Raw genomic sequence first — 22,796 nt, 5'->3', positions numbered from 1 at the left:
CGCTCCCGCCTAGCCGCCGCGCCCGCGCCGCCACGCCCCCGTCTCGCCGCCGCGCCCGTGCGTCTCGCGCCCCGCCGCGCCCGCGCTCCCGTCTCGTCCCTTATCCCGCCCGCGTCCCGCATCCCGCCCCGTCACATCCCCGCCCCCCGGCGCTTGCCGCATCCCCCGTGTCCCCGCGCTCTGCCGCCGGTGCGACTCGAACGCTGGATCTTCCTCGCCGACCTCGCCTCCACCGCCAAGAAGGCCCGCGACCTCAAGGGGCAGTCCAAGCTTCTCAGGGGCGATCGGGCCGGCAACCATCGTTAAGATTGCCCCCGCGGGGCATCTGTGGGAAAATACCGAAACGCGAGGAGCCGCCATGAAGCAGCGCTCCTCTTAACGTGACGGTCGCGTGGCGCAGCGGGAGCGCAGGTGCCTTACAAGCACAAGGTCGGGGGTTCAAATCCCTCCGCGACCACCATAGAAAAAAGAGAAAGCCCCATTTCAAATGGGGTTTTTCTTTTCTATGGCTCTCTGTGGACGGATAGCTTCCTGGCAGAACTTGGCAGACGAGTGTCCGGTGAGGCGCGTCGGGGAGTTTCGTCAAGGGTTTTCCTCGGCAGGTTTTGGCAGGCGGATTCGAGGCCCGGTTGGGTCTTGGGCAGATAGCCATTCGTGGCGTGCCCGCCGCGTATCCCAGAGGGCCCCACTCGTCGGGCCGCCCCCTCCCTCAGCGAGTGCGATGCCGCCCTTCCGTGCTCTCTCGGCGCTCGCGTGCGGTCCGTCTCCCCCCGTGCCGTCCTCTCAGCATCTCCCAGGGCGCGCTCTCGTGTCGCTCGCGAGGCGACGGGGCGCCGTCCTGGCCGCCCTTCGCGCCGCAGGGGCAACTCCCTGCGCCCGCGCGCGCTTCGCGTGCGAACCTCCCGGCTTCCGCTTCCCCGCCCCCGCCCCGTCGCCCGTTTTCCGACCACGTGTCGGCGGGGGCGCTCATGATGGCGCTTCCATTGAGAGGACGGAGGTTCTATGAAGCGAAGTCGATCCCTGGCCATGGGCATCGCCTGCGCTGCAGGCTGCGCAATCTGCACGGGCGCGTTTCTCGTGCAGGTGAGCGACCAGGCTGAGGCCGCTCGGGCCGAGGCGCTGGCTCGCTATGGCGGCGATCAGCTGGAGGTGTGCGTGGCCCGACGCGACATTGCGCCCGGCGAGACCATCGACGAGGGGGCGGTGACGATGGGGATGTGGGTGGCCGACCTGCTGCCAGACGGCGTGGTCACTGCGCGCGGGGAGGTGGTGGGCAAGCAGGCCTCTGCAGCCATCTTGAAGGGAGAGGCGCTCACGGTTCGCCGCATTGGCGCAGGGCTGACGCCGACCCTGGATATCCCCGAGGGGCTTGCTGCCGTGAGCGTTCCCGCGCGCGAGGTGCAGGCGGTGGGCGGAGCCTTACAGGCGGGGATGCGCGCTGACGTCTACGCCACGGGCGCAAGCGCTACCGAGTTGATCGTTCCGCGCGCGTTAGTCGTGGCTACGAGCACCGACACGTCGGGGGCGCTCGCGTCAGGCGCGGTGGAGTGGGTGACGCTCGCAGTCGCGCCCTCGGCGGTGCAGGAGCTGGTGTCGGCGGCCCAGAGCCTCGAGATCTACTTCGTGCTTCCCACGGATGTTAAGGGCCCCGTCAGGGCCGAGGCCTAGAGATGAGCCGGCTTCGGCCGGCGGAAAGGACTGCCATGGGTACCATACTGCTATGCGCTGACAGCGCGTCGCTCGCCGATCCCCCTTCCCTGGGGCTAGATGGGAGGGCGTGGTCGCGTCGAACCTGGCTGGAGGCGTTCTCGAACGCAGCTGCGGCGCGCGATCGCCTGAGCCAAGGCGACCCCGTTGAGGAGGCTTGGGTTGCCTCAAGCGATCAGATGGACGCCGTCAACCTGGCGGCGGCCCTGCGACGAGATGCCCCCTCCATCCCCATTTACCTCGTGTCCGAGAGCCTTAGCGGGTCGGCTATCAGCCGTGCCCAGGCTGCGGGAATCACGGGGATGCTCTCGCCTGAGGGACTGGCGCGGCGTGTCGCCCACGAAGAGAGGCGCCGTTTGGGGGCGGCAGCGCGCGCAGCGGCCCTACGCGCGGCCGAGGCGTCCACCCGGCCAGATGATCTTTCCGGCGAGACCCCGCCGACGGTCAGCGTCCGCCGGCCCTTGCCGGGGATAGACGAGCTTCCCCGGGAGCCGGAACTCCTGGGGGAGGAGCCTGCTCCGGAGTCGTCGCCTGCGCTTGCGAGGATGGCGGACGCCCCGCAGGCACCCGCGGCAGAGCCGCTGGGGGCCTCTCGACCTCCTGTGCCGGAGCCGCCGCCTGCGCCCTCTTCGCCAACCGCGTTGTCGGCGGCCGATACCGCGCCGCTGCCTCCGGTGGCTGTCGGAGGGTCTCGGAGACCGGAGCCGCCCGTCGCTCCCGCGATTGCGGCAGCGTCTCCGTCCCACGCTGTGGCCGTAGAGTCTTGCGCCGCGAAGGCGCCGGCCTATGTGGTGTCCGTGGTGAGCGGTAGCGGAGGTGCCGGGAAGAGCGCCGTCGCCGTCTTGAGCGCTTGCCTGGCCGCGGCGCGAGGGCTGCGCGTGCTTCTGGTTGACGGGGATCTCCAGTTCGGAGACGCGGCGGATCTGCTCGGGGCCTCTGACGCGCCTACGGTGGACGAGGTGCTGGCCGATCCGCGACGCCTTGACACGCTGGTCGGGGAGGGGGTTCCGGCGCTCGTGGCTGCCCCGCGTCGCCCGGAGCGGGCGGAGGAGCTGGCAGGGCAGCTGCCGTGCCTCATGGAGGCGGCCTCGACACGCTTCGACGTGGTTTTCGTCAACACAGGATCCAGCTGGTCGGAGGCGCAGGCTGTCGTCATCGAGCGCAGCGCGCGCACGCTCTTCCTGGTGGACCAGCGAGCCTCGTCGGTGCGAGCCTGCCGCCATGCGCTCGAGCTCTGCGAGCGCTGCGGCATCGCCACGGGCTCGTTCCTCTTCCTGCTCAATCGCTGCGCCAAGGGCGCCCCCCTTACCGCTCTTGACGTATCCTGCGCCCTGCAGGGAGCGCCTGTCACGGAGCTGCGCGACGGCGGCACGGCGGTGGAGGAGCTCTTAGGCTCGGGGATGGCGGCGGCTCTCGCGGCTGAGCGCAATGAGCTATGTGCGAGCCTGTCTTCCGTGCTCGACGGGCTTTTGCCAGATGGCGAGGCGGGCGGCGGCCTGCGTGGCCGGAAGGGGCGCAGGGTCGCGCCGCCGGCGTCGGAGTCGGCTGCTTCCGATGCGCCCGACCGCCGGCGTGGGCGTACGCGCAGCGGTCGGAAGTCGGGCCTTTGGGGGAGACGCCCCAAAGCATCGGTTGCGATTGAGTCAGGAGCCGAGCGATGACGCTCCTCGAGCGAGCCCGTACGGTGGGGGCGTCGCGCGACGTTGCGACTGCGCCTCGTGGGGCGACGGTGGAGGATCTGCGCCGCAGTGTCCGCAGGCGCCTTGCCATGGAGAAGGTGGCCGCGTTGATGGCCGAGAATCCCGAGCGTGCGCGCAACGAGCTGCGCGCTGCCTGCCGCCAGACCTTCGCCGAGGGCGGCTGGGAGCGCGTGTCTGTGGAGGATCGCGAGCGTCTGGTGAATGATCTCGTGGACGTCGTCTTCGGCATGGGCCCCATCGACGGGCTTCTCGAAGACGACACGGTGACCGAGGTCATGGTCAATGGGACGCAGAGCATCTACTACGAGCGCCAGGGCCGGTTGCATCGCAGCCCCGCGGTCTTCGCGAGCGACGAGCAGGTGCGCGTGCTCATCGACCGCATCATCGGGCCGCTTGGACGCCGCATCGACGAGGCTTCGCCGACGGTGAGCGCGCGGCTTCCCGAGGGACACCGCGTGCACGCCATTATCCCCCCGCTTTCGCCTGATGGGCCGTTGCTGACCATCAGACTCTTCTCGCGCCGCGTCATGACGCTTGACGAGATGGCAGCGGGCGGGTCGTTTGGCGACGACTTTCGTCAGATGCTCGTGTGGGCGGTGGTCGCGCGAAAGAACGTGGCGGTGTCGGGCGGGACGGGTAGCGGCAAGACCACGCTGCTGAACGCGTTGTCGTGCCATATCCCGCATGGGGAGCGCGTCATCACCATCGAGGACTCGGCTGAGCTGAAGTTCACTGAGCACCCCCACGTGGTGCGGTTGGAGGCGCGGCCCAGCAATGCCGAGGGAACCGGAGAGGTGACCATTCGCGAGCTCGTCATCAACGCGCTGCGCATGCGGCCGGATCGCATCATTGTCGGCGAGTGCCGCGGCGGAGAGGCGCTCGACATGCTTCAGGCCATGAACACGGGTCATGAGGGTTCGCTGACCACGCTGCACGCCAATGCGCCGCAGGAGGTGGTCGACCGCCTGGTCACTATGGTGCGTTATGCGGTTGACCTGCCGCTCGACGCGGTAGAGGCCCAGATAGGCAACGCCTTCGACCTGATAGTGCAGACCACGCGCGCTCGCGATGGGACGCGCTTCGTCTCCGCTGCGGCCGAGGTGTCTTTTGATCAGCGGCGCCGGGCTTGCGAGCTCGTTCCGCTCTACGAGCGGGGGCTGGGGGAGGCTTGCGGGCAGTGGCTCGCGGAGCCCTCGTGGGTGGCTCAAGCGGCGCGAGCTGGCCTTATCGATGGGAGGGAGGTGGAACGATGGAGACGGCAGTTGCCATGGCAGGTGGCGCGCTAGCGGGCGCTGCGGCTGCGGGCCTGGTGCTAGGCCAGCAAGTCGCCGAGGCGGTGGAGCGTGCGCGTAGGGCCCAGGCGCTCGTGGGATCGCGTGGGTCGGGCATGGTGCCTTGGCTCCTGCGCAACGGCGTGGCGCCTCTGCGGCCGTTTGCGCGAGCGCTCCTGCGCAGCACGCGGCTGCGCCGCATGGCGCAGGACGCTGAGTCGCTGCTGGATGGGCGGGGGATGCTGGCCTCGGCGGAGTCGTTGGCCAGCTTGGCGCTTGGCCTCTGTCTTGCGGCAGGCATGGTGGCAGGGATGGCGTCCGGATCGGTGGTGTGCGCTGCGGCGGTGGTCGGCTGCGGCGCGGTGGCGATTGCGGGTGCGCTGCGCTCAGCCCGGGAGAGGCACCAGGTGCTTTTGCGCGAGGAGGTGCCCGAGGCCCTGCGGTCGATGGGGGTGTGCTTTCGGGCGGGACTCTCCCTTTCGCAGACGCTGAAGCAGACGGCGGCCGAGATGGGCGATGGGATCGGCACCTTGTTCGCCCGCGCGGCGGCCCGCCTTGACACGGGATGCTCTCCCACCGAGGCTCTGGCGGTCTTCCGTGATCAGCGAGGCCTGCCGGAGCTCTCATTTGTGGCGGTGTCCCTTGACGTGCAGCATCAGAGCGGCGGAAGCCTGGTCACGGTGCTCGAGGCGGCGCGAGAGTCGGTGGAGGGCGAGTTGGAGCTGCGCCGTTCGCTTCGCGTCCAGACGGCGCAGGCGAAGCTCTCCGCTCGCATCGTAACGCTCATGCCGTTCATCTTGGTGGCGTTGTTTTCCTTGGTCAGCGATGACTTTCTCGCTCCCTTCTTCAGCAGCCCGGCTGGGTTCGTCCTACTGGGAGCGGCGCTGGGCATGCAGGTGACGGGCGTGGTTCTCGTCCGGCGGATGCTTGACGTTGAGAGGGAGTGATCGACGTGGAGCAGATGATGTGGCCCTGGGCGGTCGGCGCGTGCGCGTTCGCCGGGCTCCTCGGGCTGTGGGCATGGATGCGTGCCGACGTAGCAGCGCGTCGTCTGCGGCACCGTCGAGGCGTTCGGGGGATGGAAGCCTCGCTCTCCGATCGGCGCGAGGCCGCTGACGAGCGTGTCGCAGGGTACCTGGCAGCTGTCGCCCGGCAGATGGCAGCGGGCTCCTTTCGACCGTGGGCGCCCCCTCCGCTGCGTCACCCTCAGTGGTTCGAGGATCGTCTGCGGCTGGCGGGCTTAGGGGATGCGGTGACGGTAGAGGCGTGCGGGGAGGCGCGCGTTCGCCTGCTGGTGGCTGGCGCGGGGGTCGGGGCTCTGGTAGGGTCGGCCGCCTCTCCCGAGGTAGCGGCGCTGCTGGGCGCGGCGGGTGCCGTCGTGGGGGCACGGGCGCCGCGCTGGGCGGTGGAGAGGCGGTGCCGCTGTCGGGCAGAGGAGCTGGAACGGCACCTCTCAGAGATGCTCGACGTAGTGGCATTGGGGCTCCGCAGCGGGCTGTCGTTCGATCGCAGCCTCGCGCTTTACGGAGAGCACTTCGACACGCTGCTTTCCTCCTCGCTCGCAGCCGCGCAGCGGCAGTGGGGCTGTGGCCTGACCTCGCGCGAGGAGGCGCTGCGCCGTGTTGCCGCCTCCTATGACTCGGCGCTGTTCGGCCGGGTGGTGGAGAACGTGGTGCGCTCCTTGCGCTTCGGATCCTCGCTTGCCGAGAGCCTGGAGGGCGCAGCAAGGGAGGCGCGGGCCGCCTACCGCGCACGCAAGCAGGAGCAGGTGGCGAAGGCGCCGGTCAAGATGATGGTGCCCACGGCGGTGCTCATCCTGCCCGCGATGCTGATGCTGGTGCTCGGCCCAGTGATGCTAGAGCTTATCGGAGGTTTCTCATGAGAGAGGAGAAGAGACGTGAAGGTGAAGATGATCGAGGGAGGGGCAGCGCGCATGCGCGCCGCCTGGGAGCGTGCTGGCATTGTCTGGGGAAGACTGCGGGGACGCGTGCAGGAGAAGCTGGCCTGCCAGGCCGGTCAGGGCACGACGGAGTACGCCATTCTGGTGGGCATCCTAGTGGTGATAGCCATTCTGGCCATCACCCTGTTCAGGCCAAAACTGCAGGAGCTGTGGGACGCCATAGCCGCTGGCATCAACGGCTTATAGCGGATGAGTCAGGCCAAGCCACTGTGGAGTATGCCGTGGTGGCTGGGATTCTGGTGGTCATCGTGGCGGCATGCGGGCTGCTTGCCTCCGCTCTGGAGCGGGGCTTGTTCGTCGAGCATGCCCTGGCTGCGGCCTCCCACCACGTGGGGATAGCGGCGGGATGGGCATCCGATGCGTTCTGCTATTGACGAGGGGGAGAGGGGGAGCAAATGAGGACGGGGCCGGGTTGCGGGATTCGTCGCAGCCGCGTAATAACTCGGACGCGGAGGCGTCGAATCCTGCGCTGTCGGGGCTCGCTGCCGGGGTCTCGTCGCATCGCCGAGCGCTTGCGGGGCGAGCGCGGCCAGGCAACGGTGGAAGCCGCCTTCGCTCTGCCGGTGCTGTTTCTGCTCGCCCTTCTCCTCCTGCAGCCGGGGATTCTCCTGTACGACCGCATGGTCATGGAGGCGGCGGCAGCCGAGGGGTGTCGGCTGCTTGCCACGCGATCCGATGCGATGGGCGATGCTGAGACGCTTTGCGAGGAGTACGTCTTGCGTCGGCTGGGGTCGGTTCCCTCGGCGGCTTGCTTCCATGTTCATGAGGGCGGTTGTACGTGGCGCGTCGAGATGTCGGGTGACGAGCGTTCCGACCGGGTGGCGGTGAGGGTCTCTACTGAGGTGCGCCCGCTTCCCCTGCTTGACGGCGGAGCGGCGTTGCTGGGGTTGGCGAACGAGCGCGGCAACATCGTGATGTCAGTGGAGCGGTCGATGCCGACGCAGCCGGCGTGGACGGCGGGGGCACAGGTCGGGCGCGACCCGGCCCGCTGGATAGGAGCGTGGATCGATGAGGACGGGTGAGGAGCATCGGCAGGTGACGCGAGGAATTGCCAGGGACGTGTGGGGTCGGCTCATCTGCGATGAGGAGGGGCTTACCACGGCGGGCATGGCCGTGGCGCTGCTGCTGGTTTTGGCGCTCGTGTTCAGCAGCGCTCAGGTCTACCGAGTGAATGCCGCCGCGGCCGATATTCAAGAGGTTGCCGACGCGGCAGCGCTGGCTGCCGAGAACCCTGTGGCGGAGTTTATGGTGGCGGTGCGTCTGTGCGACGCGGTGGTGTTGTCGCTCTCATTGCTGGGGGCGGTGACCTATGGCGCAGGGGTGGTGGCGCTGTGCGTTCCGCCGACCGCGAGCGTGGGCGCACGCTTGGTGGAGCTGGGTTCGAAGATTCTGGACGCGCGCAGCGCCTTCGCCGAGCGCGCAGCGCGGGGGCTCAATCGGCTCCAGGCCGCCTTGCCCTTTCTGGCAGCCGCCAACGCTGCGGCTGTGGGGGCCGCCAACCAGGGCGGCGCTTCGGGTGGCGGTTACCTGACAGCAGCCATGCTCGTCCCCTCCAAGGGAGTCGACATCACGGTGGGGGTCGATGCGGCGGCTGGCGTGCTGCGCGAGTCCATGGAGGGGAATTCCGGCGCCCTCGAGCGCGCGGCTGCCGCGGCGGAGCAGGCGGCACGCGAAGCGCAGGAGGCTAAGGAGCGGGCCTTCGAGCGAGATTGCGGCGCTCACCCTGGCTACTGCCTCTACGAGCGTGCGAACCACCTGGCTGCCTTAGACGAATCGCTCAACCCGCTCTATCGCAGCGTCGATGCCTGGTCGTTTGCGGTGCCGCTCAAGCGGGCTCGCGCCTACTACGTGCAGCGCTTGGCCCAGGAACGCCCTGCGACAGACGATGTGGAGGAGCAGGCTCGGTCGGCTCTGCGCAAGCTGTTCTACCGGTTCGCTGCCGATGAGCTTGCGCGTGGCTATGTGATTGAGACGGATGACTCGTTCGATGCCTTCTTTCCGCGGCTGCCGCGCAACACTGACGAGATGAGGCAAACGGCGCTCTATCGCATGGTCGCGTTTCCCATCACGGAGGGGGAGCAGCGCGCCATGCACGCCTGGAGTGGCTGCCCGGGCGCGGCGGAGGCAGTGGGGATGGGCTCTGCTGCCGACTGGGAGGCGGGCGAGTTCTCGCTTTGCCCTGCGTGCGAATTCACGTCGTCAAGCTTGGGAAGCGTGGCGTCGGCGTCTACGGCCATCGAGAACGGGTTCGAGTACCACTATGCGGCCATAGCCCAGGCGGCTGACGAGTATCGGTCCGCCAAGGAGAGGCTCGCGCCAGAGTTGGAAGCGGCCAAGGGCGCGGCGGGAGACCTCATCGGAAAATGCGCTGAAGCGGCTCGGTCGGCAGGCGCCTATCGCATCAAGGCGGCTCCTCCGGGGTACCGGGGCGCAGTGTCGTTGGTGGTGAGCACGGGCTCCGTGGCGGCAGACAAAGGCTTTGAGTCGTTGTTCGTCGTCGGCGGCATGACGCTGGGCTCGCGGGCAGCCGTCTCGGGCTCAACGTTGCTCGAAGATCCCTCGCCCGAGGGGCAAACGGTCATCACGGCGCTGCTGGACAGCTTCGGTCAGGATGCTGGCGCGGCGGTGGGGGCGGCGCGCATCGTGCTCGATGCCTGGTCGGGGTTGCTACGTGTCTACGGGAAGGGGCAGGAGGCACTTACGGGCGCTGTAGAGGCGACGGCCTCCTCCGTTCCGCTGGTCAGTGCCAGCGGGTTGGGCTCGTGGGCGGCTGGCGCTTTGCAGGGCGCCTTCTCGTCGGCGGGCTTGCAGCCGGCTCGGCTGAACGCCTTAAGGCCGGTGCTCGTGAACAGCGTGCATGTGGTCGCTGAGGGAGAGGGGAGGTTTTCTGCCACATATCGTTCGGTGAGGGAGCAAGCTCTCCGGTTCTCGTCTCCGGCCGCTGATCTGTTCTCGTCGGTGGCTCTGGAGCTAGAGGCTGAGGCGCTTGATGCCGTGGCGGCTGGCGAGCGCGGGATCGAGGTGGCGCGAATCGAGCTGCCGGTCGGAGGTGTGTCCATTCCCGTGATTGTGGCGCTGCCGCCCTCCCTTGGCGAGGGTGCTCGCAGCCTGGTGGAACGTTGCTTCGATGCGGTGGGATCCTTGTACGGCGAGGCGACGGAGGTGATCAGGCCATGGCAGTGAGAGCGGGCATCGCCTTGCTTTGCAGCCGGGTGCAGGCTGACGACCGGGGCCAGATGACCGTGGAGCTGCTAGTCGTGCTGCCGGTGGTGCTCATCGTGGCGGTTGTTGCCGTGAATGCGCTCACGTTCTTCGGAGACTGCGCAGCCTTCGATCGGGTGGCGCGTAACGCGGTGCGTCTCTGTGCGGCGTCGCCGGCGTACGGGCAGGACGCGGGGCGGGGCGCCGAGGAGGTTCGGGCGGTGATCGAGGAGGCGCTCGTGCGCGACAACCTGGCGGTGGGAGTGGAGGTGTCGGGCGGTGTGCTCGGGCATGTCACCTACACGGCCACGCTGGCCTATGCCCCGACCTTGTTCGGGCTGGGGCTGCGTGACGAGGTGCTCGGCGTGCGGCTTCCGCGTCTGGAGCATCGGGTGTCGCTGACGGTGGATCCGTACAAGCCGGGAATGCTGTTCTGAGGAGGGCGAATGGGCGAGAAGAGGCAGCGGAGGCGGGCGCTTGCGGCTGCGGCGCTCGTGGCAGGGATGCTGGGGATGGTGGCGGTACCGGGGCTGTTGCAACGGCTGGAGGAGGGGCCCGCGCCCGAGGTGGCGGGGCCAGCACGTGCGTCCCCTCTGGTGAGAGCTGCGCTTGGTGGCGAGACAGCGTGGGAGGAGGTGCTTCCCGGCTATCGTGCGGGGCCGTCGGCTCCGGCATGGTTCGTCGAGGAGCTGTTTGCTCCCGAGGGTGCTCGGGAGTCATACGCCAGCGAAGATGGGCAGGTGCTGGGCTTCGTCTTCCCCGGCGTTGCGGCCGATAGGGCCGAGATGCTGGCGAAAGCGCTGGTCGACCGAGGCTGGCTGGGGGTTCCCAGCGGCGTGGAGGGCTGCGCGACGTTCGTGAAAGGAGAGGGGCTATGTCGATGGGCAATGGTGTCGTGCACCGATGCAGCAGGATGGACAAGCGTCGTGGTGCGCGTGCGGATGGTGGAATAACGGGCAGGGCGCGAGGCGTCCCAGCGGAGGGGCGGGCGCCACGGCGTCGCGAGCGCTCGCATCGGAGTCTCGCTCGGACGAGGGGCGCGATGCGGTGCCAGGAAGGTTGGCTGAGGCGGCGCGCGCCGGGCCGCATGGTACCGCTGGTTGATCCCGACGACCTGCGTGGCGCCGTTGCCCGTGGCGGCGTGTCGAGATGTGCGACAGTTGGGGAGCGCTCTTTCGAGGGGCGCATGGGAGGGGGCTTGGGATCGCTCTGCCTGGCGACGAGTCTGGCATCGCGCCTGCGTGGGCTTCTTTTCCGCCGCCCTCAGGCGGGGGTGATGCTGCTCGCGCCCTGTCGCGATGTCCACACTTTTGGCATGGGACATGCCGTCGATGTCGCGTTCGTGGATGCTACGGGGCTTGTGGTCGAGGCCCATCGCGCAGTCGCTCCCGGGCGGCGTCTGCGCTGCCGGAGGGCCCGGGCCGTGCTTGAGCGGTTTGCGGGCGAGGGCCCGTGGTTGAGCGCGGGCGACAAGGTTGAGATGGCCGTCATGGGAACGGCGCTGCGATGAGAGGGGGAGCCATGAAGGTGTGCCCGGTGTGCAAGACTACGCTCTTCGAGGATATGGAGGTGTGCTACGGCTGCCTCTATCGCTTTGGGAGCGAGCCGGCGCTGGAGAAGGCGGCAAGCAATTTGGAGGAGGCTGCGCCGCTGCGCGAGGGTGACATGAGGCGCTGGGCGGTAAGGCTTGAGGTTCGCAGCCTCTCTGATCCCGACCAGGTTTGGGCGGCTGAGCTGATACCGCCCTACGAGGACTGTGCATCGATGGGAGCCGAGGCATCGGCGCTGCGCGGTGGCGGGGCGGGTTCTCCTGGCGTCGCGCGGGCGGTGCGGGAGAAGGCTGCGGTGTCGGCGCCTAGGAGGTGAGCTCGGCGAAGAGCTGCTGCGCCTCGGCCTGGAGGCGGTTGTTGATGGCGATGTAGGTGTCGAGGATGCGACCGCCCTCCTCGGTGAGCTCGCTTCCGTGGGCACCGTCTCGGTTCAGCAGCTGGACGTCGAGGGCGGCTTCGGTGTCCTTGATGATGCGCCATGCCTTGCTGTAGGCCATGCCCATGTGCTTCGCGGCGGCGTTGAGCGAGCCGTGGGTGCGCACTCCCAGGCAGAGGTCGGCAACGCCGCGGCCGAAGACGGAGGTGCTCTCGGAAAGGGGGTTTCTTACGGAGAGTCGAACGCTCGTCTCGAGCTTGTCAAGTTGGTCCATGGCGAGTCCCTTCGGTCTGGTGGGTCGTGATGCCCTGTTGGCTGCGCAACACGTTGGCTTGCGTGTGGGCGCGAGCTGGCTATCGACGAGCCCGGGGGCGCTCATGAGTGGCTCCCCGGGCTATTTTCGCACGGAAGGCGTCTTAGCGGCTGAGGAAATCCTCCGCGGCCGACTCGATGGAGGCGACGTCGCCGTCGATCACCTCGGCGAATCGCACGGGCATCTCGTCGAGGGAGGAGAGCCCGGCGGGGATGGCTCGCCCGCCCGTCTCCCGCGAGATGAGCTCGTTGAGCTGGCAGCCAGTGAGGGCCGCCACGTCTGCGGGCAGCGGGGCGCCGGCCGGCAGATCGTGGAGGGCGCGGTACACGTTGTCGCCGAACTTCGCCCAGTGGGCCGTGCTGGCTATGAGCACCGGGTTCTCGCCGCGAACGTTCTGGGCCACGCGGTAGGCGACGGCCGTGTGCGGGTCGAGCAGGTAGCCGTGCTCATCGAGAACCTCTCGGATGACGGCGAGGCACTCGTCGTTTCCTACGGAGTCTGCCACGAAGTCAGCACGCACCTTGGCGAAGGTGTCGGCGTCTACGCGGAAGCGGCGGCTCTCCGACAAATCGCGCATCCAGCCGGCAATGGCCTGGGTGTCGCGACCGGTGAGCTCGAAGAGCTGGCGCTCCAGGTTCGAGGAGACGAGGATGTCCATCGAGGGGGAGGGGGTGGTCACGAAGTCGCGGTCGGAGATGTCGTAGGTGCCGGTGTTGATGAAGTCGGCGAGGACGCGGTTCTCGTTGCTGGCGCACATGAGCGTGCCGAAGGGAACCCCCATGGCCTTCGCGTACCAGGCGGCCAGGATGTTGCCGAAGTTGCCCGTGGGCACGCAGACGTCCACGGGTGCGCCGGCCTCCACCTTGCCCTGGGCTACTAGCTCAGCATAGCTGGAGACGTAGTAGACGATCTGGGGCATGAGACGCCCCCAGTTGATGGAGTTGGCGCTTGAGAGGGCCACGCTGTGCTCGCGGAGAAGCTTCTGGGCGAAGGCATCATCCGAGAAGGCCTTCTTGACACCGGTTTGGCAGTCATCGAAGTTGCCGCGCACGCCCCATACTTGGACGTTGTCGCCAGTGGTGGTGACCATCTGCTTGCGCTGGATGTCGCTCACGCCGGTGTCGGGGAAGAGCACGCCGATGCGCACGCCCTCGGCGTTCTTGAAGCCCTCAAGTGCTGCCTTCCCCGTATCGCCGGAGGTGGCGACCAGGATGAGGAACTCGTGGTCGAGCTGTCCGGACTCGCGCAGGGCGCTTGCGCTGGCGGAGAAGAACTGCGGCAGGCACTGGAGCGCCATGTCCTTGAAGGCGCTGGTGGGCCCATGCCACAGCTCGAGGACGTGCGTATCGTCATCCAGCGAGGTGATGGGGCAGATGGCGTCGTCATCGAAGTTGTCGCCGTAGGAGCGGGCCATCAGACGGTCGATCTCATCGTCGGGAAGGTCGATGGCGAAGGCCTTGTAGATGGCCGCTGCGCGCTGGGCGTAGGGCAGCTTGGCGAGGGCCGTGATCTCCTCAAGGGTGAGCGTGGGGATGCGCTCGGGCACATAGAGGCCGCCACCTTGGGCCAGGCCGTTTACGACGGCCTCGGTGAAGGGAACGGGGGCCTCGCAGCAGCCGCGCGTGTCGACGTAGAGGTTCTGGCCGGCTTCGCCGGATGAGGCGTTTGTCATGGGGTCTCTTCCTTCTCTGGGACGGACGCGGACAAGTATACTATGCTGCGATTCGGGCCGGCTTGCCGCCGCCCCAGGTTTTCATGCAACGCGCAATCGCCCTGCGTGGGCGGCGCGTCGTCTGGTCGCGAGGCGAGGAGGGCCCATGGCGCAGCGCACGTTCTCGGTCTTTGGGGATTCCATTTCTACTTTCGAGGGGGTGACGAGCCCGGCCAACCGCATCTACTATGCGGGTGACCTGCGACGGTCGACCGGCGTGCTCGAGCCGGAGGACACCTGGTGGGCCCGGGTGATCGCACATTTCGACGGCAGGCTGGTGTCGAACGCGGCGTTTTCCGGCTCGATGGTGGATGGCGCGGGATTCCCCGCCGGGCACACGCCTGAGCGCATCGCGGAGATTGCGGGGCCTGACGGCGAGGAGCCCGATGACGTGCTGGTGTTCATCGGCATCAACGACTATGGGTGGGCCGGTCCTTGGGCCCAGGCTGCGGCGCGCAGCGCGGCCATGCCGCAGTGTCCCGAGGCGCTGGCCGTCCCCGAGGGCGAGCCCGGGCCTGCGACTGAGGAGTCGCTGCCGTCATTCGCTCGCGCCTATGATGCCATGCTTGCTCGGATGCGGAAGGCCTGCCCCCATGCGCGCATCTGGTGCCTGACGCTGCTGCCTGGGCGTGAGCTCGGGGCGGGGCGCGCCTCCTTCGCGTACCGGCTGCGTGGGATCGACCTCGATGACTACAACGACGTCATCCGCGCATCGGCAGTTGCCAATGGCTGCCTGGTGGCCGATGTGCGCGCTGCGGGCTTCGACTACGAGGCGAGCGACGGCACCCATCCCACCGGGCGAGGCATGGAGCAGCTCGCCGCCCTTGCCGTGGCGGCAATGGAGGCGGTCGAAGCTGCCGCGGGGCGGGTGGACGCGGAACAGGCCGCCCTGGCTGAGGCGTTCGCGGGCCTTTCCGCAGACCTGCTTCCGGAGGAGATGCGATCGGATCGGCGCTGCGAGAAGGAGAGCTGTTTCGGCTGCGAGTTCGCCCGGGGGACGGGCGCCGTCTGGTCTTGCGTCTGCGATTTGCCCTAGGCGTGCCGCCGCTGGGGGCTCTTCAGCCTTTCGGGCCGGGAGGTTCCTAATTCTGAGCGAAAAAGTTATCCATGGTTCCATTTGGTAAGAGTTTGCTGTATGATACTTTTTGTTTCAGTAAGCTAACACTGATAGGAGTCTGCATGGAAGGCGTGATGACGATGACCGGCGCTGGCTTCGCTGGCGCTGCAGACGGCAGGGTGACCGTCGTCTCCGCTGCCGTTCCGGCGACGATGGACCCGACGACCGCGGCGGGCGCGCTGCCCCAGATGCCGCTCACGTTTCTGCGAAGCGGGGACGCGGCGCGCGTGGCGAAGGTGCGCGGACGCGGCGAGGTGCATCATCATCTGGAGAACCTCGGCTTCGTCGAGGGCGCCGTCGTGCGCGTGGTGAGCGAGCAGGCCGGCAACTACATCGTCGAGGTCAAGGGCGCTCAAGTGGCGCTCGACCGTTCGGTGGCGTCGAAGATCATCACCGCCGCTGCTTAGGGCCGAGCTGCCGGCTGCATTCCGCGCAGTGCCTGGGTCGCATCATGGCGCGTACGAATGTTTCACGTGAAACATTCGCGTGGCATGGGAGTTCGCGAGGCATGGGGCGGGGCGATGCGACTGCGGGGCCGAGCGCGGTGTGGCTGCGGGGGCGAGCTCTAAGCGGTTGCGAGGGCGAACGCGATGCGGCTGCGAGGGCGAACGCGATAGGGTGGGCGTCTTGCGAGCGGTTCGCGAGCGGTTCGCGATGATCTTGCGAGGATCCCGGGAAAGCCCTCGGGGGGCTTCGGAGAGACTTTGGCGGGACTTTGCCGGAGTCTCGGCGGGGATTGCGTCGGAATCTTGCTGGGATTCCGCCGGTATTTCGCGGGAATCGCTTCCGTTGCGGCGTACGAGTGTTTCACGTGAAACATTCCGACGGCGGGCGACGTGTCTTCGGGCAGATGCCTATCAGTGTTAGCGCCACGAGTTTGAAGGGAAGGAAAGGAATGAGCGAGATGGAAGGGACGCGGACGCTGCGCGACGTGCCGGTGGGGCAGTCGGCAGTGGTTCGTCGCCTGACGGGTGAGGGTGCGGTGAAGCGCCGCATCATGGACATGGGCATCACGAAGGGCACCGACGTCTTCGTGCGCAAGGTGGCGCCGCTCGGCGATCCCATCGAGGTGACCGTGCGCGGCTTCGAGCTGTCGCTGCGCAAGGACGAGGCCCAGCAGGTGCTGGTCTCCTAGGGCCCCCAGGTCGCGCCCTCGCGTCACGCCAGATCGGCCGCACCTCCTGGGGTCGTGTCGAGCGGCGGCGTCTGAGGTGTCGCGCTTCCCGCGCCGGCTTGCGTCCAGCGCCCTGCGCTTGGGCTTGGCTCGCGCCCTTCGCTTTGAGTCCGGGCCCCGTGCTTTGTGCCCCGAGCTTCGTGCTCCGAGCTTCGTGTCTTGGGCCGCGTACCCCGAGCCCCGCGCTCTGAGCCATCGCTCTGCGCTTCGCATCCTGCGGCTTGCGCTTGCTCGCTCGCGTGGCGCCGATCATCCGGGCCGCCCTACTGGCTCCGCTGGCGAGGATCTTTCGCAAGCGGCTGGTTCATCGCGAGTGAAAAGCCAGTTCGAGAGCGGAGTTTTGCACTTTTGGCGATGGGGGGCTCCGAGGCGGCCAAGCGGCTGGGGGCCAAGCGGTCAAGCGGTCAAGTGGCCAAGCGGCTGGGGGGGTCAAGTGGCCAAGCGGCTGGGCGGTCACGGTCGCGTTCGCGCAGGGGCGCGATTTTTTTGGCATTGCAGTTAGTAGTGGTTAACTTGAGTTGACGCTAATGAGAGAAACACGAGAGAAACACGAGAGAGACGGAAGGCAGATCATGGGAATCAACATTGCGCTTGCCGGCAATCCCAACTGCGGCAAGACGACCATGTTCAACGAGCTCACGGGGGCCAACCAGTACGTTGGCAACTGGCCCGGCGTGACCGTTGAGAAGAAGGAGGGCAAGTACACCCGCGACAAGGACGTGACCGTCACGGACCTGCCGGGAGTGTACTCGCTTTCCCCCTACACCCCCGAGGAGATCGTCACGCGTGACTACCTGCTGAGCGGGCAGCCCGACGTGGTGGTCAACCTGGTGGACGCCACCAACCTGGAACGCAACCTGTACCTGACCACGCAGATCCTGGACCTGGGCCTGCCGGTGGTCGTCGCGCTCAACATGATGGATCTGGTGCGCAAGAACGGTGATGAGATCAATGTGGAGGGGCTCTCGCAGCGTCTGGGCTGTCCCGTCGTCGAGACCACCGCGCTCAAGGGCCGGGGCGTCGAGGAGCTTATCGCGAAGGCGGTCGAGGCGGCCAAGGCGGGCCAGCCTGCCACTCCCGAGCTGCGCTTCTCCGGCGATGCCGAGGCGGCGCTCGCGCAGGTGTCCGAAATCCTGGGCTCTCGTGTGAAGCCGGCCCAGGCTCGCTGGTTCGCCATCAAGCTGCTGGAGGGCGAGGAGCTGACCATCGACGCGCTCAGCTTGCCGGCGGATGACCTGGCGCGCATCGACGCCATCCGCGAGGCGCTTGAGGAGGCCGAGGACGACGACGCCGAGTCCATCGTCACCAACGAGCGCTACGACAACATCGGCGACGTGTGTGCTGCGTGCGTCAAGAAGTCGCCCAAGGCCATGACCACCACCCAGAAGATCGACCGCGTGGTCACCAACCGCATCCTGGGCATCCCCATCTTCGTCGTCATCATGTTCCTTGTGTACTACATCTCGGTGTCCACGGTGGGCACGCTCGTGACCGACTGGGCCAACGACGGCCTGTTCGGCGACGGCTGGCTCTACACCAACACCGAGTCCTACGAGGCCGACGCCGAGGAGTACGAGGGCTACCAGGCGCAGATCGACGCCTGCCTGGAGGCGGCCGAGGAGGACGGCCTGGACGTGGAGGGCTTCACCGCCGCCCTCGAGGCCGAGGAGCCCAACGCCGAGGACGAGGAAGTCATCGAGAACTTCATGTACGCCGCGGCCAGCGCGGGCGTCGAGGGCGAGATGGAGGTCGAGGACGAGGAGACCGGCGAGGTCGCCATCGAGGCCATCGACTCCGCCGCCTTCGCCAAGGCCCTCGAGGCCGAGGAGCCCGATCCGGCCGACTACGGCTTCTACCACGTGGGCGTGCCCGTGGTGGTGGGCGGCTGGCTCGAGGCCATCGACGCCGCGCCGTGGATCCAGTCCCTCATCCTGGACGGCATCATCGCCGGCGTGGGCGCCGTCATCGGCTTCATCCCGCAGCTGATCGTGCTGTTCATCCTGCTCGGCATCCTGGAGGGCTGCGGCTACATGGCCCGCGTCGCCTTCATCATGGATCGCATCTTCCGCCGCTTCGGCCTGTCCGGCAAGTCCTTCATCCCGATGCTCATCGCCTCCGGCTGCGGCGTGCCCGCGGTCATGGCCACCAAGACCATCGAGAACGAGAAGGACCGCCGCATGACCATCATGACCACCACGATGATCCCCTGCGGCGCCAAGCTGCCCATCATCGCGCTGGTCTTCGGCGCCCTGGCCGGCGGCGACTACGAGGCCACCTGGTGGGTCGCGCCGCTGTTCTACTTCCTGGGCCTGGCCGCCATCATCCTGTCCTGCATCATCCTGAAGAAGTTCAAGGCCTTCGCGGGCGAGGTGGCCCCCTTCATCATGGAGCTGCCCCAGTACCACATCCCCACGGCCAAGAACGTGCTGCTGTCCATGTGGGAGCGCGTGCGCAGCTACGTGGTGAAGGCCGGAACCATCATCTTCCTGTCTTCGATGGTCATCTGGTTTTTGCTCAACTTCGGCTTCTACGAGGGGCAGTTCGGCCTGCTTGACCCCGACATGGACGACTACATCCAGTACAGCCTGATGGCTGGCTTGGGCAACCTGCTGGCGTGGGTCTTCGCGCCGCTGGGCTTCGGCACCTGGGAGTCCACCGTCACCTCCATCACGGGCCTGGTGGCCAAGGAGAACGTCGTGGCCACCGTGGGCGTCATCACCAGCCTCGGCGAGGCGGGCGAGACCGATCCGTCCCTGTGGGCCTCCTTTGCCGCCATGCTGGGCGGCGGCAGCGCGGCCATCATGGCCTTCTGCGCCTTCAACCTGCTGTGTGCTCCCTGCTTCGCGGCCATCGGCACCATCCGCCGCCAGATGATGTCCGCCAAGTGGACCTGGGCGACCATCGGCTACCTGTGCGGGTTCGCCTGGTGCGTGGGCCTCATGATCTACCAGCTGGGCGGCCTGGCCCTGGGTGAGGTGGACTTCAGCCTGTGGACTGTGGTGGCCCTGGCCGTGCTGGCGGGCATGCTGTTCCTGCTGCTGCGCCCCGCGCCGCGTCCCAAGCAGGACAAGGTGGCTGCCGGCACGGCCGCCCAGAACGCCTAGAGCCCGACGTCTGAAGGAGAACGACGATGCTTGAGATGGCCTTCACCCCCTCGACGGTGCTGCTGCTGGCGGTCATCGCCGCCCTCGCTGCCCTGGCGGTACGGCGCCTGACCCATCGTGGCCTCTGCGACTGCCACGATAAGGAGGGAGGCTGTGCCGGATGCGCGGGCTGCGCCGGCGGCAGCTGTCCCTCGGGCGGCTGTCCTTCCCAGGGAGCGTCGTCCCTCGGGCTGTCGGACAAGCCAGCCCTGGCGGCCTCGATCCCGGCCCGTTGCGACGGCGGTTTGGTCGAACGCTGAGCCTTCCGCCTGGCAGCGACGGGCTGTGGTACCATAGCCCGTACCTAAGGAAGGGAGGGGTGCGGTGGAGAAGATGTCCATGTCCCACGAGGACTATCTCGAAGCCATGGTCATGCTGGGGGCCTCGCCGGAGAAGCCCATCCGGTCCGTCGACGTGGCTACCAAGATGGGCGTCTCGAAGGCGTCGGTCAACAAGGCCATGTCGGTTCTGAAGGAGAAGGGCTACGCGGAGCAGCCCTACTACGGCGACATCACCCTGACGAAGCCGGGCTACGATTACGGCTTGTCGGTGCTGGATCGTCATAACCTGCTGTTCCAGTTCCTGCACAAGGCCCTCGGCATCCCCGAGGAGCGAGCTGACCACGAGGCCTGTCTCATGGAGCACGCCATCAGCGACGAGTCGTTCGAGAAGTGGTCGACCTACATCAAGGGGCTCAACCTGTAGGGTCGTCGTCTGAGAAGACGCGAGGCGCCCGGTTCCGCGAAGGCGGGGCCGGGCGTCTTTGCGTTGGGAACAGGTTGCTTTAGGCCATCGAAATGTTGGCCTATGGCGTCGAAGCCGCTCGTTTTCGACCCCTTTTCTGCTCGATAAGGTGTGAGCGGAAGGAGGGGAACGGTCGATCGTCTCTTCCCCGAGGCTGTCTCGGCCTTCTGATCCTCCTTCTGGCCAATCGAGGATAAGGAGGAGCGAATATGGAAATTAGCGAGGCGTGCGTTCGTGTTCCCCACGACAAGCCCTATCGCTATCAGGTGGGAGACCTGACTGTCACGCGGGGAAGCGCCTGGTCGGGCCCTGGATGCCACGACGGCTGCGGGGTGCTCATGTTCACCGACAAGGATGGCAAGCTCGTCCGCGTCGAAGGCGACCCCGATAATCCGTACAACCAGGGACGTCTCTGCTGTCGTTGCCTGGCGCTGACTGAGGCTGTGAACCATGAGGATCGTCTGCGTTATCCTCTCAAGCGAGACCCTCAGTTCCGCGGAGATGCCTCTAAGTGGGAGCGCATCACGTGGGAAGAGGCCTTCGACACCATTGAGGAGAGATTCAAGTACTACCGGGATAACTTCGGCGCGGAGTCGGTCTCGTTCTGGAAGGGCACCGGCCGCGATATCGCCACGTACATCTCGCGCCTGGCCTGGTCGTTCGGAAGTCCTAACCTTACGTCGGGCATCAACGGCATCGCTTGCTATCTCCCCCGTGTGTTTGGCTGCCAATCCACTTGCGGTAATTTCTACGTGGGCGACTACTCCCAGCAATTTGCCGATCGCTACGACAATCCGGCCTGGAAGGTGCCGGAGATTATTCTGATCTGGGGAAACAACCCCATCGCCTCCAACTCTGATGGTTTGTATGGCCCTTGGATCACCGACTGCATGCATCGCGGGAGCGAGTTGGTGGTTATCGATCCGCGCTTGACCTGGCTTGCCTCGCGTGCCAAGTACTGGCTGCAGATTCGCCCTGGCACCGACGCAGCCCTGGCCATGGGCATGGCCAACGTCATCATCAAGGAGGGCCTCTACGATCATGAGTTCGTGGAGCGCTGGTGCTATGGGTTCGACGAGTTTGCCGAGAGGGTGAGCGAGTGGACTCCGGCACGGGTGGCCGAGGTGTGCTGGGTGGACGAGGAGGAGTTCGTCGAAGCCTCTCGCGCCATCGCTGCCGCTGATGGCATGGCGCTGCAATGGGGCGTTGCCATCGACCAGACTAAGGAGGCTCTGCCGGGCAGCCAGGCTATGTTCTCCATCGCGGCCATCACGGGCAATCTGGAGAAGCCGGGTGGCATGATCGTTCCGCCGGAGCTCCTGCAGTACATTGGTGGCTGGGGTAGCGAATTCCTCTCGCCGGAGCAGAAGGAGAAGATGCTCGGCCTTAAGGAGTACCCCTTCTATCGATCGGGTGTCACTAATGCTTCCGACCAGCTGATTCTCCGTGCCTGTGAGACTGGTGAGCCCTATGTCCAGAAGGCGGCTTGGATCCAGACCTCGGATCTGCTGACGGGTACGGGTCCCGATCCGGTGCGTGCGGAGAAGGCGTTGCTGCTCAATGAGTTCAACGTGGGCGTCGACCTGTTCATGACGGTTACGATGAACAAGCTGTGTGACATTGTTCTGCCCGCGGCTACGTATCCGGAGCGCAATGGCATTCGCGTGGGCGATGGCGTGCAGCACGGAGAGACCATCAACAAGGCTGTTGACGGCGGCGAGGTCAAATCGGATATGGAGATCAACCTCGAGCTGGGCAAGCGGTTCAATCCTGAGGCGTGGCCTTGGGAGACGGTGGAAGACATGTACTCCTACATCTTGGAGCCCACCGGCCTTACTTTCGAGCAGATGCAGGAGGAGGCTCCCGTCTATCTGCCTTACGAGTATTACAAGTACGAAAAGGGGCTGCTGCGACCGGATGGCCAGCCAGGCTTCAACACCCCTACGGGTCGTGTGGAGCTCTGGTCGACGTTCTACGCCAATCTGGGGATGGATCCCATGCCCGCTTATCACGAGCCGGCGCCTAGCCCCTATTCCACGCCGGACAAATACGAGGATTATCCCCTGATCATCATCACCGGCTGCCGTGACTTCAATACGTTCCATAGCGAGAACCGACGCCAAGAGCACCTGCGCGCCATCGCTCCCGAGCCTACGCTTGAGATCCATCCTGATACCGCCGCCGCCTATGGCGTGAACGATGGTGAGTGGGTATGGGTGGAGGGCCTTTATGGCCGCGCCAAGCGCATGATCAAGACTACGCCGGCCGTCGATCCTCGCGTGGTGGCTACTACTCATGGTTGGTCGCATCCCGAGGCTGGCTTGGAGAACAACTTCGACGTCGACGATCTCAACATCAACCGCCTGCTCGACTGGGATTCCGTGGGCGAATGCGGCGTAGGGTCGAACTACAAGTCAAGCCTGTGCCGCATCTACAAGGTAACTGACGAGAGCTAGGGGGAGATGGATATGACAAAGGCGTTCCTCATCAATTACGACGACTGCTTTGGCTGCCATGCCTGCGAGGTGGCATGCCAGATGCTTCATGACCTGCCGGTGGGCCAGTACGGCATCAAGGTGGAGTGCGTGGGCCCTTGGGAGTACGGCACGAAGAAGTGGCAATACGACTTCGTGCCTGTGTATACCGCTCAGTGCACCCAGTGTCCCGAACGCACGTCGGCCGGCCTCCTTCCCTCATGCGTGCAGCATTGCGAGGCGCAATGCCTGAGGTACGGCGACGTGGATGATCTGGCTGCCGAGTTGGATGGCCAGCAGAAGCTCATTCTTCAAGTGCCTCCGAAGCCCTGCAGCGGCGCTATTGCGTAGAAAG

General features: G+C 66.7%; 23 protein-coding genes and 1 tRNA gene. 22 read left to right on the top strand and 2 right to left on the bottom strand.

Annotated elements, in window-relative coordinates; genetic code table 11:
• Nucleotides 1-385: 385 nt before the first annotated feature.
• The 14 genes from D1643_RS01140 to D1643_RS01075 all read left to right on the top strand — a co-directional run bounded on the left by D1643_RS01140 (nt 386) and on the right by D1643_RS01075 (nt 11,705).
• Nucleotides 386-460: transfer RNA gene (locus tag D1643_RS01140), tRNA-Val, on the top strand.
• A gap of 542 nt (nt 461-1,002) precedes the next feature.
• The gene (locus D1643_RS01135; protein ID WP_160707782.1) at nt 1,003-1,668 is read left to right on the top strand and encodes a Flp pilus assembly protein CpaB; all 666 of its coding nucleotides are present in this window, start codon (nt 1,003-1,005) and stop codon (nt 1,666-1,668) included.
• Between the two features lie 788 nt (nt 1,669-2,456).
• Nucleotides 2,457-3,368: a P-loop NTPase gene (locus D1643_RS01130; RefSeq protein ID WP_160707780.1), complete on the top strand. Its 912-nt coding sequence runs from the start codon at nt 2,457-2,459 to the stop codon at nt 3,366-3,368.
• Nucleotides 3,365-4,693: a CpaF family protein gene (locus D1643_RS01125; RefSeq protein WP_160707778.1), complete on the top strand. Its 1,329-nt coding sequence runs from the start codon at nt 3,365-3,367 to the stop codon at nt 4,691-4,693. Before D1643_RS01130 ends, D1643_RS01125 begins: the two co-directional genes overlap by 4 nt.
• Nucleotides 4,657-5,625, top strand: coding sequence for a type II secretion system F family protein (locus D1643_RS01120; RefSeq protein WP_160707776.1), 969 nt, complete (start codon nt 4,657-4,659; stop codon nt 5,623-5,625). The genes D1643_RS01125 and D1643_RS01120 overlap by 37 nt, the downstream gene beginning before the upstream one ends.
• A gap of 305 nt (nt 5,626-5,930) precedes the next feature.
• Nucleotides 5,931-6,560 (top strand): type II secretion system F family protein, encoded by a 630-nt coding sequence (locus D1643_RS11715; RefSeq protein ID WP_370520243.1) that lies wholly within the window; start codon nt 5,931-5,933, stop codon nt 6,558-6,560.
• 15 nt (nt 6,561-6,575) lie between these two features.
• A complete protein-coding gene (locus tag D1643_RS01110) occupies nt 6,576-6,824 on the top strand; it encodes a hypothetical protein (protein ID WP_370520242.1) in 249 nt (82 codons plus the stop codon).
• A gap of 35 nt (nt 6,825-6,859) precedes the next feature.
• Nucleotides 6,860-7,012: a hypothetical protein gene (locus D1643_RS01105; RefSeq protein ID WP_201750892.1), complete on the top strand. Its 153-nt coding sequence runs from the start codon at nt 6,860-6,862 to the stop codon at nt 7,010-7,012.
• A gap of 165 nt (nt 7,013-7,177) precedes the next feature.
• On the top strand, nt 7,178-7,660 hold the full coding sequence (locus D1643_RS01100; protein ID WP_370520241.1) for a TadE/TadG family type IV pilus assembly protein: 483 nt from the start codon (nt 7,178-7,180) through the stop codon (nt 7,658-7,660).
• 13 nt (nt 7,661-7,673) lie between these two features.
• Nucleotides 7,674-9,821 carry a molybdenum cofactor biosynthesis enzyme gene (locus D1643_RS01095; protein WP_370520240.1) on the top strand — a complete coding sequence of 716 codons (2,148 nt, stop codon included), beginning with the start codon at nt 7,674-7,676 and terminating at the stop codon, nt 9,819-9,821.
• On the top strand, nt 9,812-10,276 hold the full coding sequence (locus D1643_RS01090; protein ID WP_236643276.1) for a hypothetical protein: 465 nt from the start codon (nt 9,812-9,814) through the stop codon (nt 10,274-10,276). The genes D1643_RS01095 and D1643_RS01090 overlap by 10 nt, the downstream gene beginning before the upstream one ends.
• Nucleotides 10,277-10,285: 9 nt before the next feature.
• Nucleotides 10,286-10,792: a hypothetical protein gene (locus D1643_RS01085; protein ID WP_160707772.1), complete on the top strand. Its 507-nt coding sequence runs from the start codon at nt 10,286-10,288 to the stop codon at nt 10,790-10,792.
• On the top strand, nt 10,714-11,349 hold the full coding sequence (locus D1643_RS12185) for a DUF192 domain-containing protein (RefSeq protein ID WP_370520239.1): 636 nt from the start codon (nt 10,714-10,716) through the stop codon (nt 11,347-11,349). The genes D1643_RS01085 and D1643_RS12185 overlap by 79 nt, the downstream gene beginning before the upstream one ends.
• Nucleotides 11,350-11,360: 11 nt before the next feature.
• Nucleotides 11,361-11,705 carry a hypothetical protein gene (locus D1643_RS01075; RefSeq protein ID WP_160707768.1) on the top strand — a complete coding sequence of 115 codons (345 nt, stop codon included), beginning with the start codon at nt 11,361-11,363 and terminating at the stop codon, nt 11,703-11,705.
• Here D1643_RS01075 and D1643_RS01070 read toward each other — a convergent pair.
• Both D1643_RS01070 and thrC read right to left on the bottom strand, forming a co-directional pair.
• Complete coding sequence (locus D1643_RS01070) at nt 11,695-12,039, bottom strand: winged helix-turn-helix domain-containing protein (protein WP_160707766.1); 345 nt, start codon at nt 12,037-12,039, stop codon at nt 11,695-11,697. The two genes, D1643_RS01075 and D1643_RS01070, sit on opposite strands and share 11 nt — an antisense overlap.
• Nucleotides 12,040-12,181: 142 nt before the next feature.
• Nucleotides 12,182-13,750 (bottom strand): threonine synthase, encoded by a 1,569-nt coding sequence (gene thrC / locus D1643_RS01065; protein WP_160707764.1) that lies wholly within the window; start codon nt 13,748-13,750, stop codon nt 12,182-12,184.
• 145 nt (nt 13,751-13,895) lie between these two features.
• On the opposite strand from thrC, the gene D1643_RS01060 reads away from it, so the two are divergent.
• From D1643_RS01060 to D1643_RS01025, 8 genes are all read left to right on the top strand, one after another.
• Entirely contained in the window at nt 13,896-14,825 is a 930-nt protein-coding gene (locus tag D1643_RS01060) for an SGNH/GDSL hydrolase family protein (protein WP_160707762.1), read from the top strand.
• 143 nt (nt 14,826-14,968) lie between these two features.
• Nucleotides 14,969-15,313: a FeoA family protein gene (locus tag D1643_RS11710; RefSeq protein ID WP_236643275.1), complete on the top strand. Its 345-nt coding sequence runs from the start codon at nt 14,969-14,971 to the stop codon at nt 15,311-15,313.
• Nucleotides 15,314-15,801: 488 nt separating this feature from the next.
• Nucleotides 15,802-16,041 carry a FeoA family protein gene (locus D1643_RS01050; RefSeq protein ID WP_160707760.1) on the top strand — a complete coding sequence of 80 codons (240 nt, stop codon included), beginning with the start codon at nt 15,802-15,804 and terminating at the stop codon, nt 16,039-16,041.
• Between the two features lie 611 nt (nt 16,042-16,652).
• Complete coding sequence (locus D1643_RS01045) at nt 16,653-19,184, top strand: ferrous iron transporter B (protein ID WP_160707758.1); 2,532 nt, start codon at nt 16,653-16,655, stop codon at nt 19,182-19,184.
• 26 nt (nt 19,185-19,210) lie between these two features.
• The gene (locus tag D1643_RS01040; RefSeq protein WP_160707756.1) at nt 19,211-19,483 is read left to right on the top strand and encodes a hypothetical protein; all 273 of its coding nucleotides are present in this window, start codon (nt 19,211-19,213) and stop codon (nt 19,481-19,483) included.
• 64 nt (nt 19,484-19,547) lie between these two features.
• Complete coding sequence (locus D1643_RS01035) at nt 19,548-19,928, top strand: metal-dependent transcriptional regulator (RefSeq protein ID WP_160707754.1); 381 nt, start codon at nt 19,548-19,550, stop codon at nt 19,926-19,928.
• 248 nt (nt 19,929-20,176) lie between these two features.
• Nucleotides 20,177-22,423: a molybdopterin-dependent oxidoreductase gene (locus D1643_RS01030; protein WP_160707752.1), complete on the top strand. Its 2,247-nt coding sequence runs from the start codon at nt 20,177-20,179 to the stop codon at nt 22,421-22,423.
• A 6-nt stretch (nt 22,424-22,429) separates the two neighbouring features.
• Entirely contained in the window at nt 22,430-22,792 is a 363-nt protein-coding gene (locus D1643_RS01025) for an oxidoreductase (protein ID WP_160707750.1), read from the top strand.
• The last annotated feature ends 4 nt before the right edge of the window (nt 22,793-22,796 follow it).

The organism is Enterorhabdus sp. P55, from assembly GCF_009911695.1.
In the GTDB taxonomy this organism is placed as follows: Bacteria; Actinomycetota; Coriobacteriia; order Coriobacteriales; family Eggerthellaceae; genus Enterorhabdus.
This window is presented reverse-complemented; position numbering and strand designations above follow the sequence as displayed.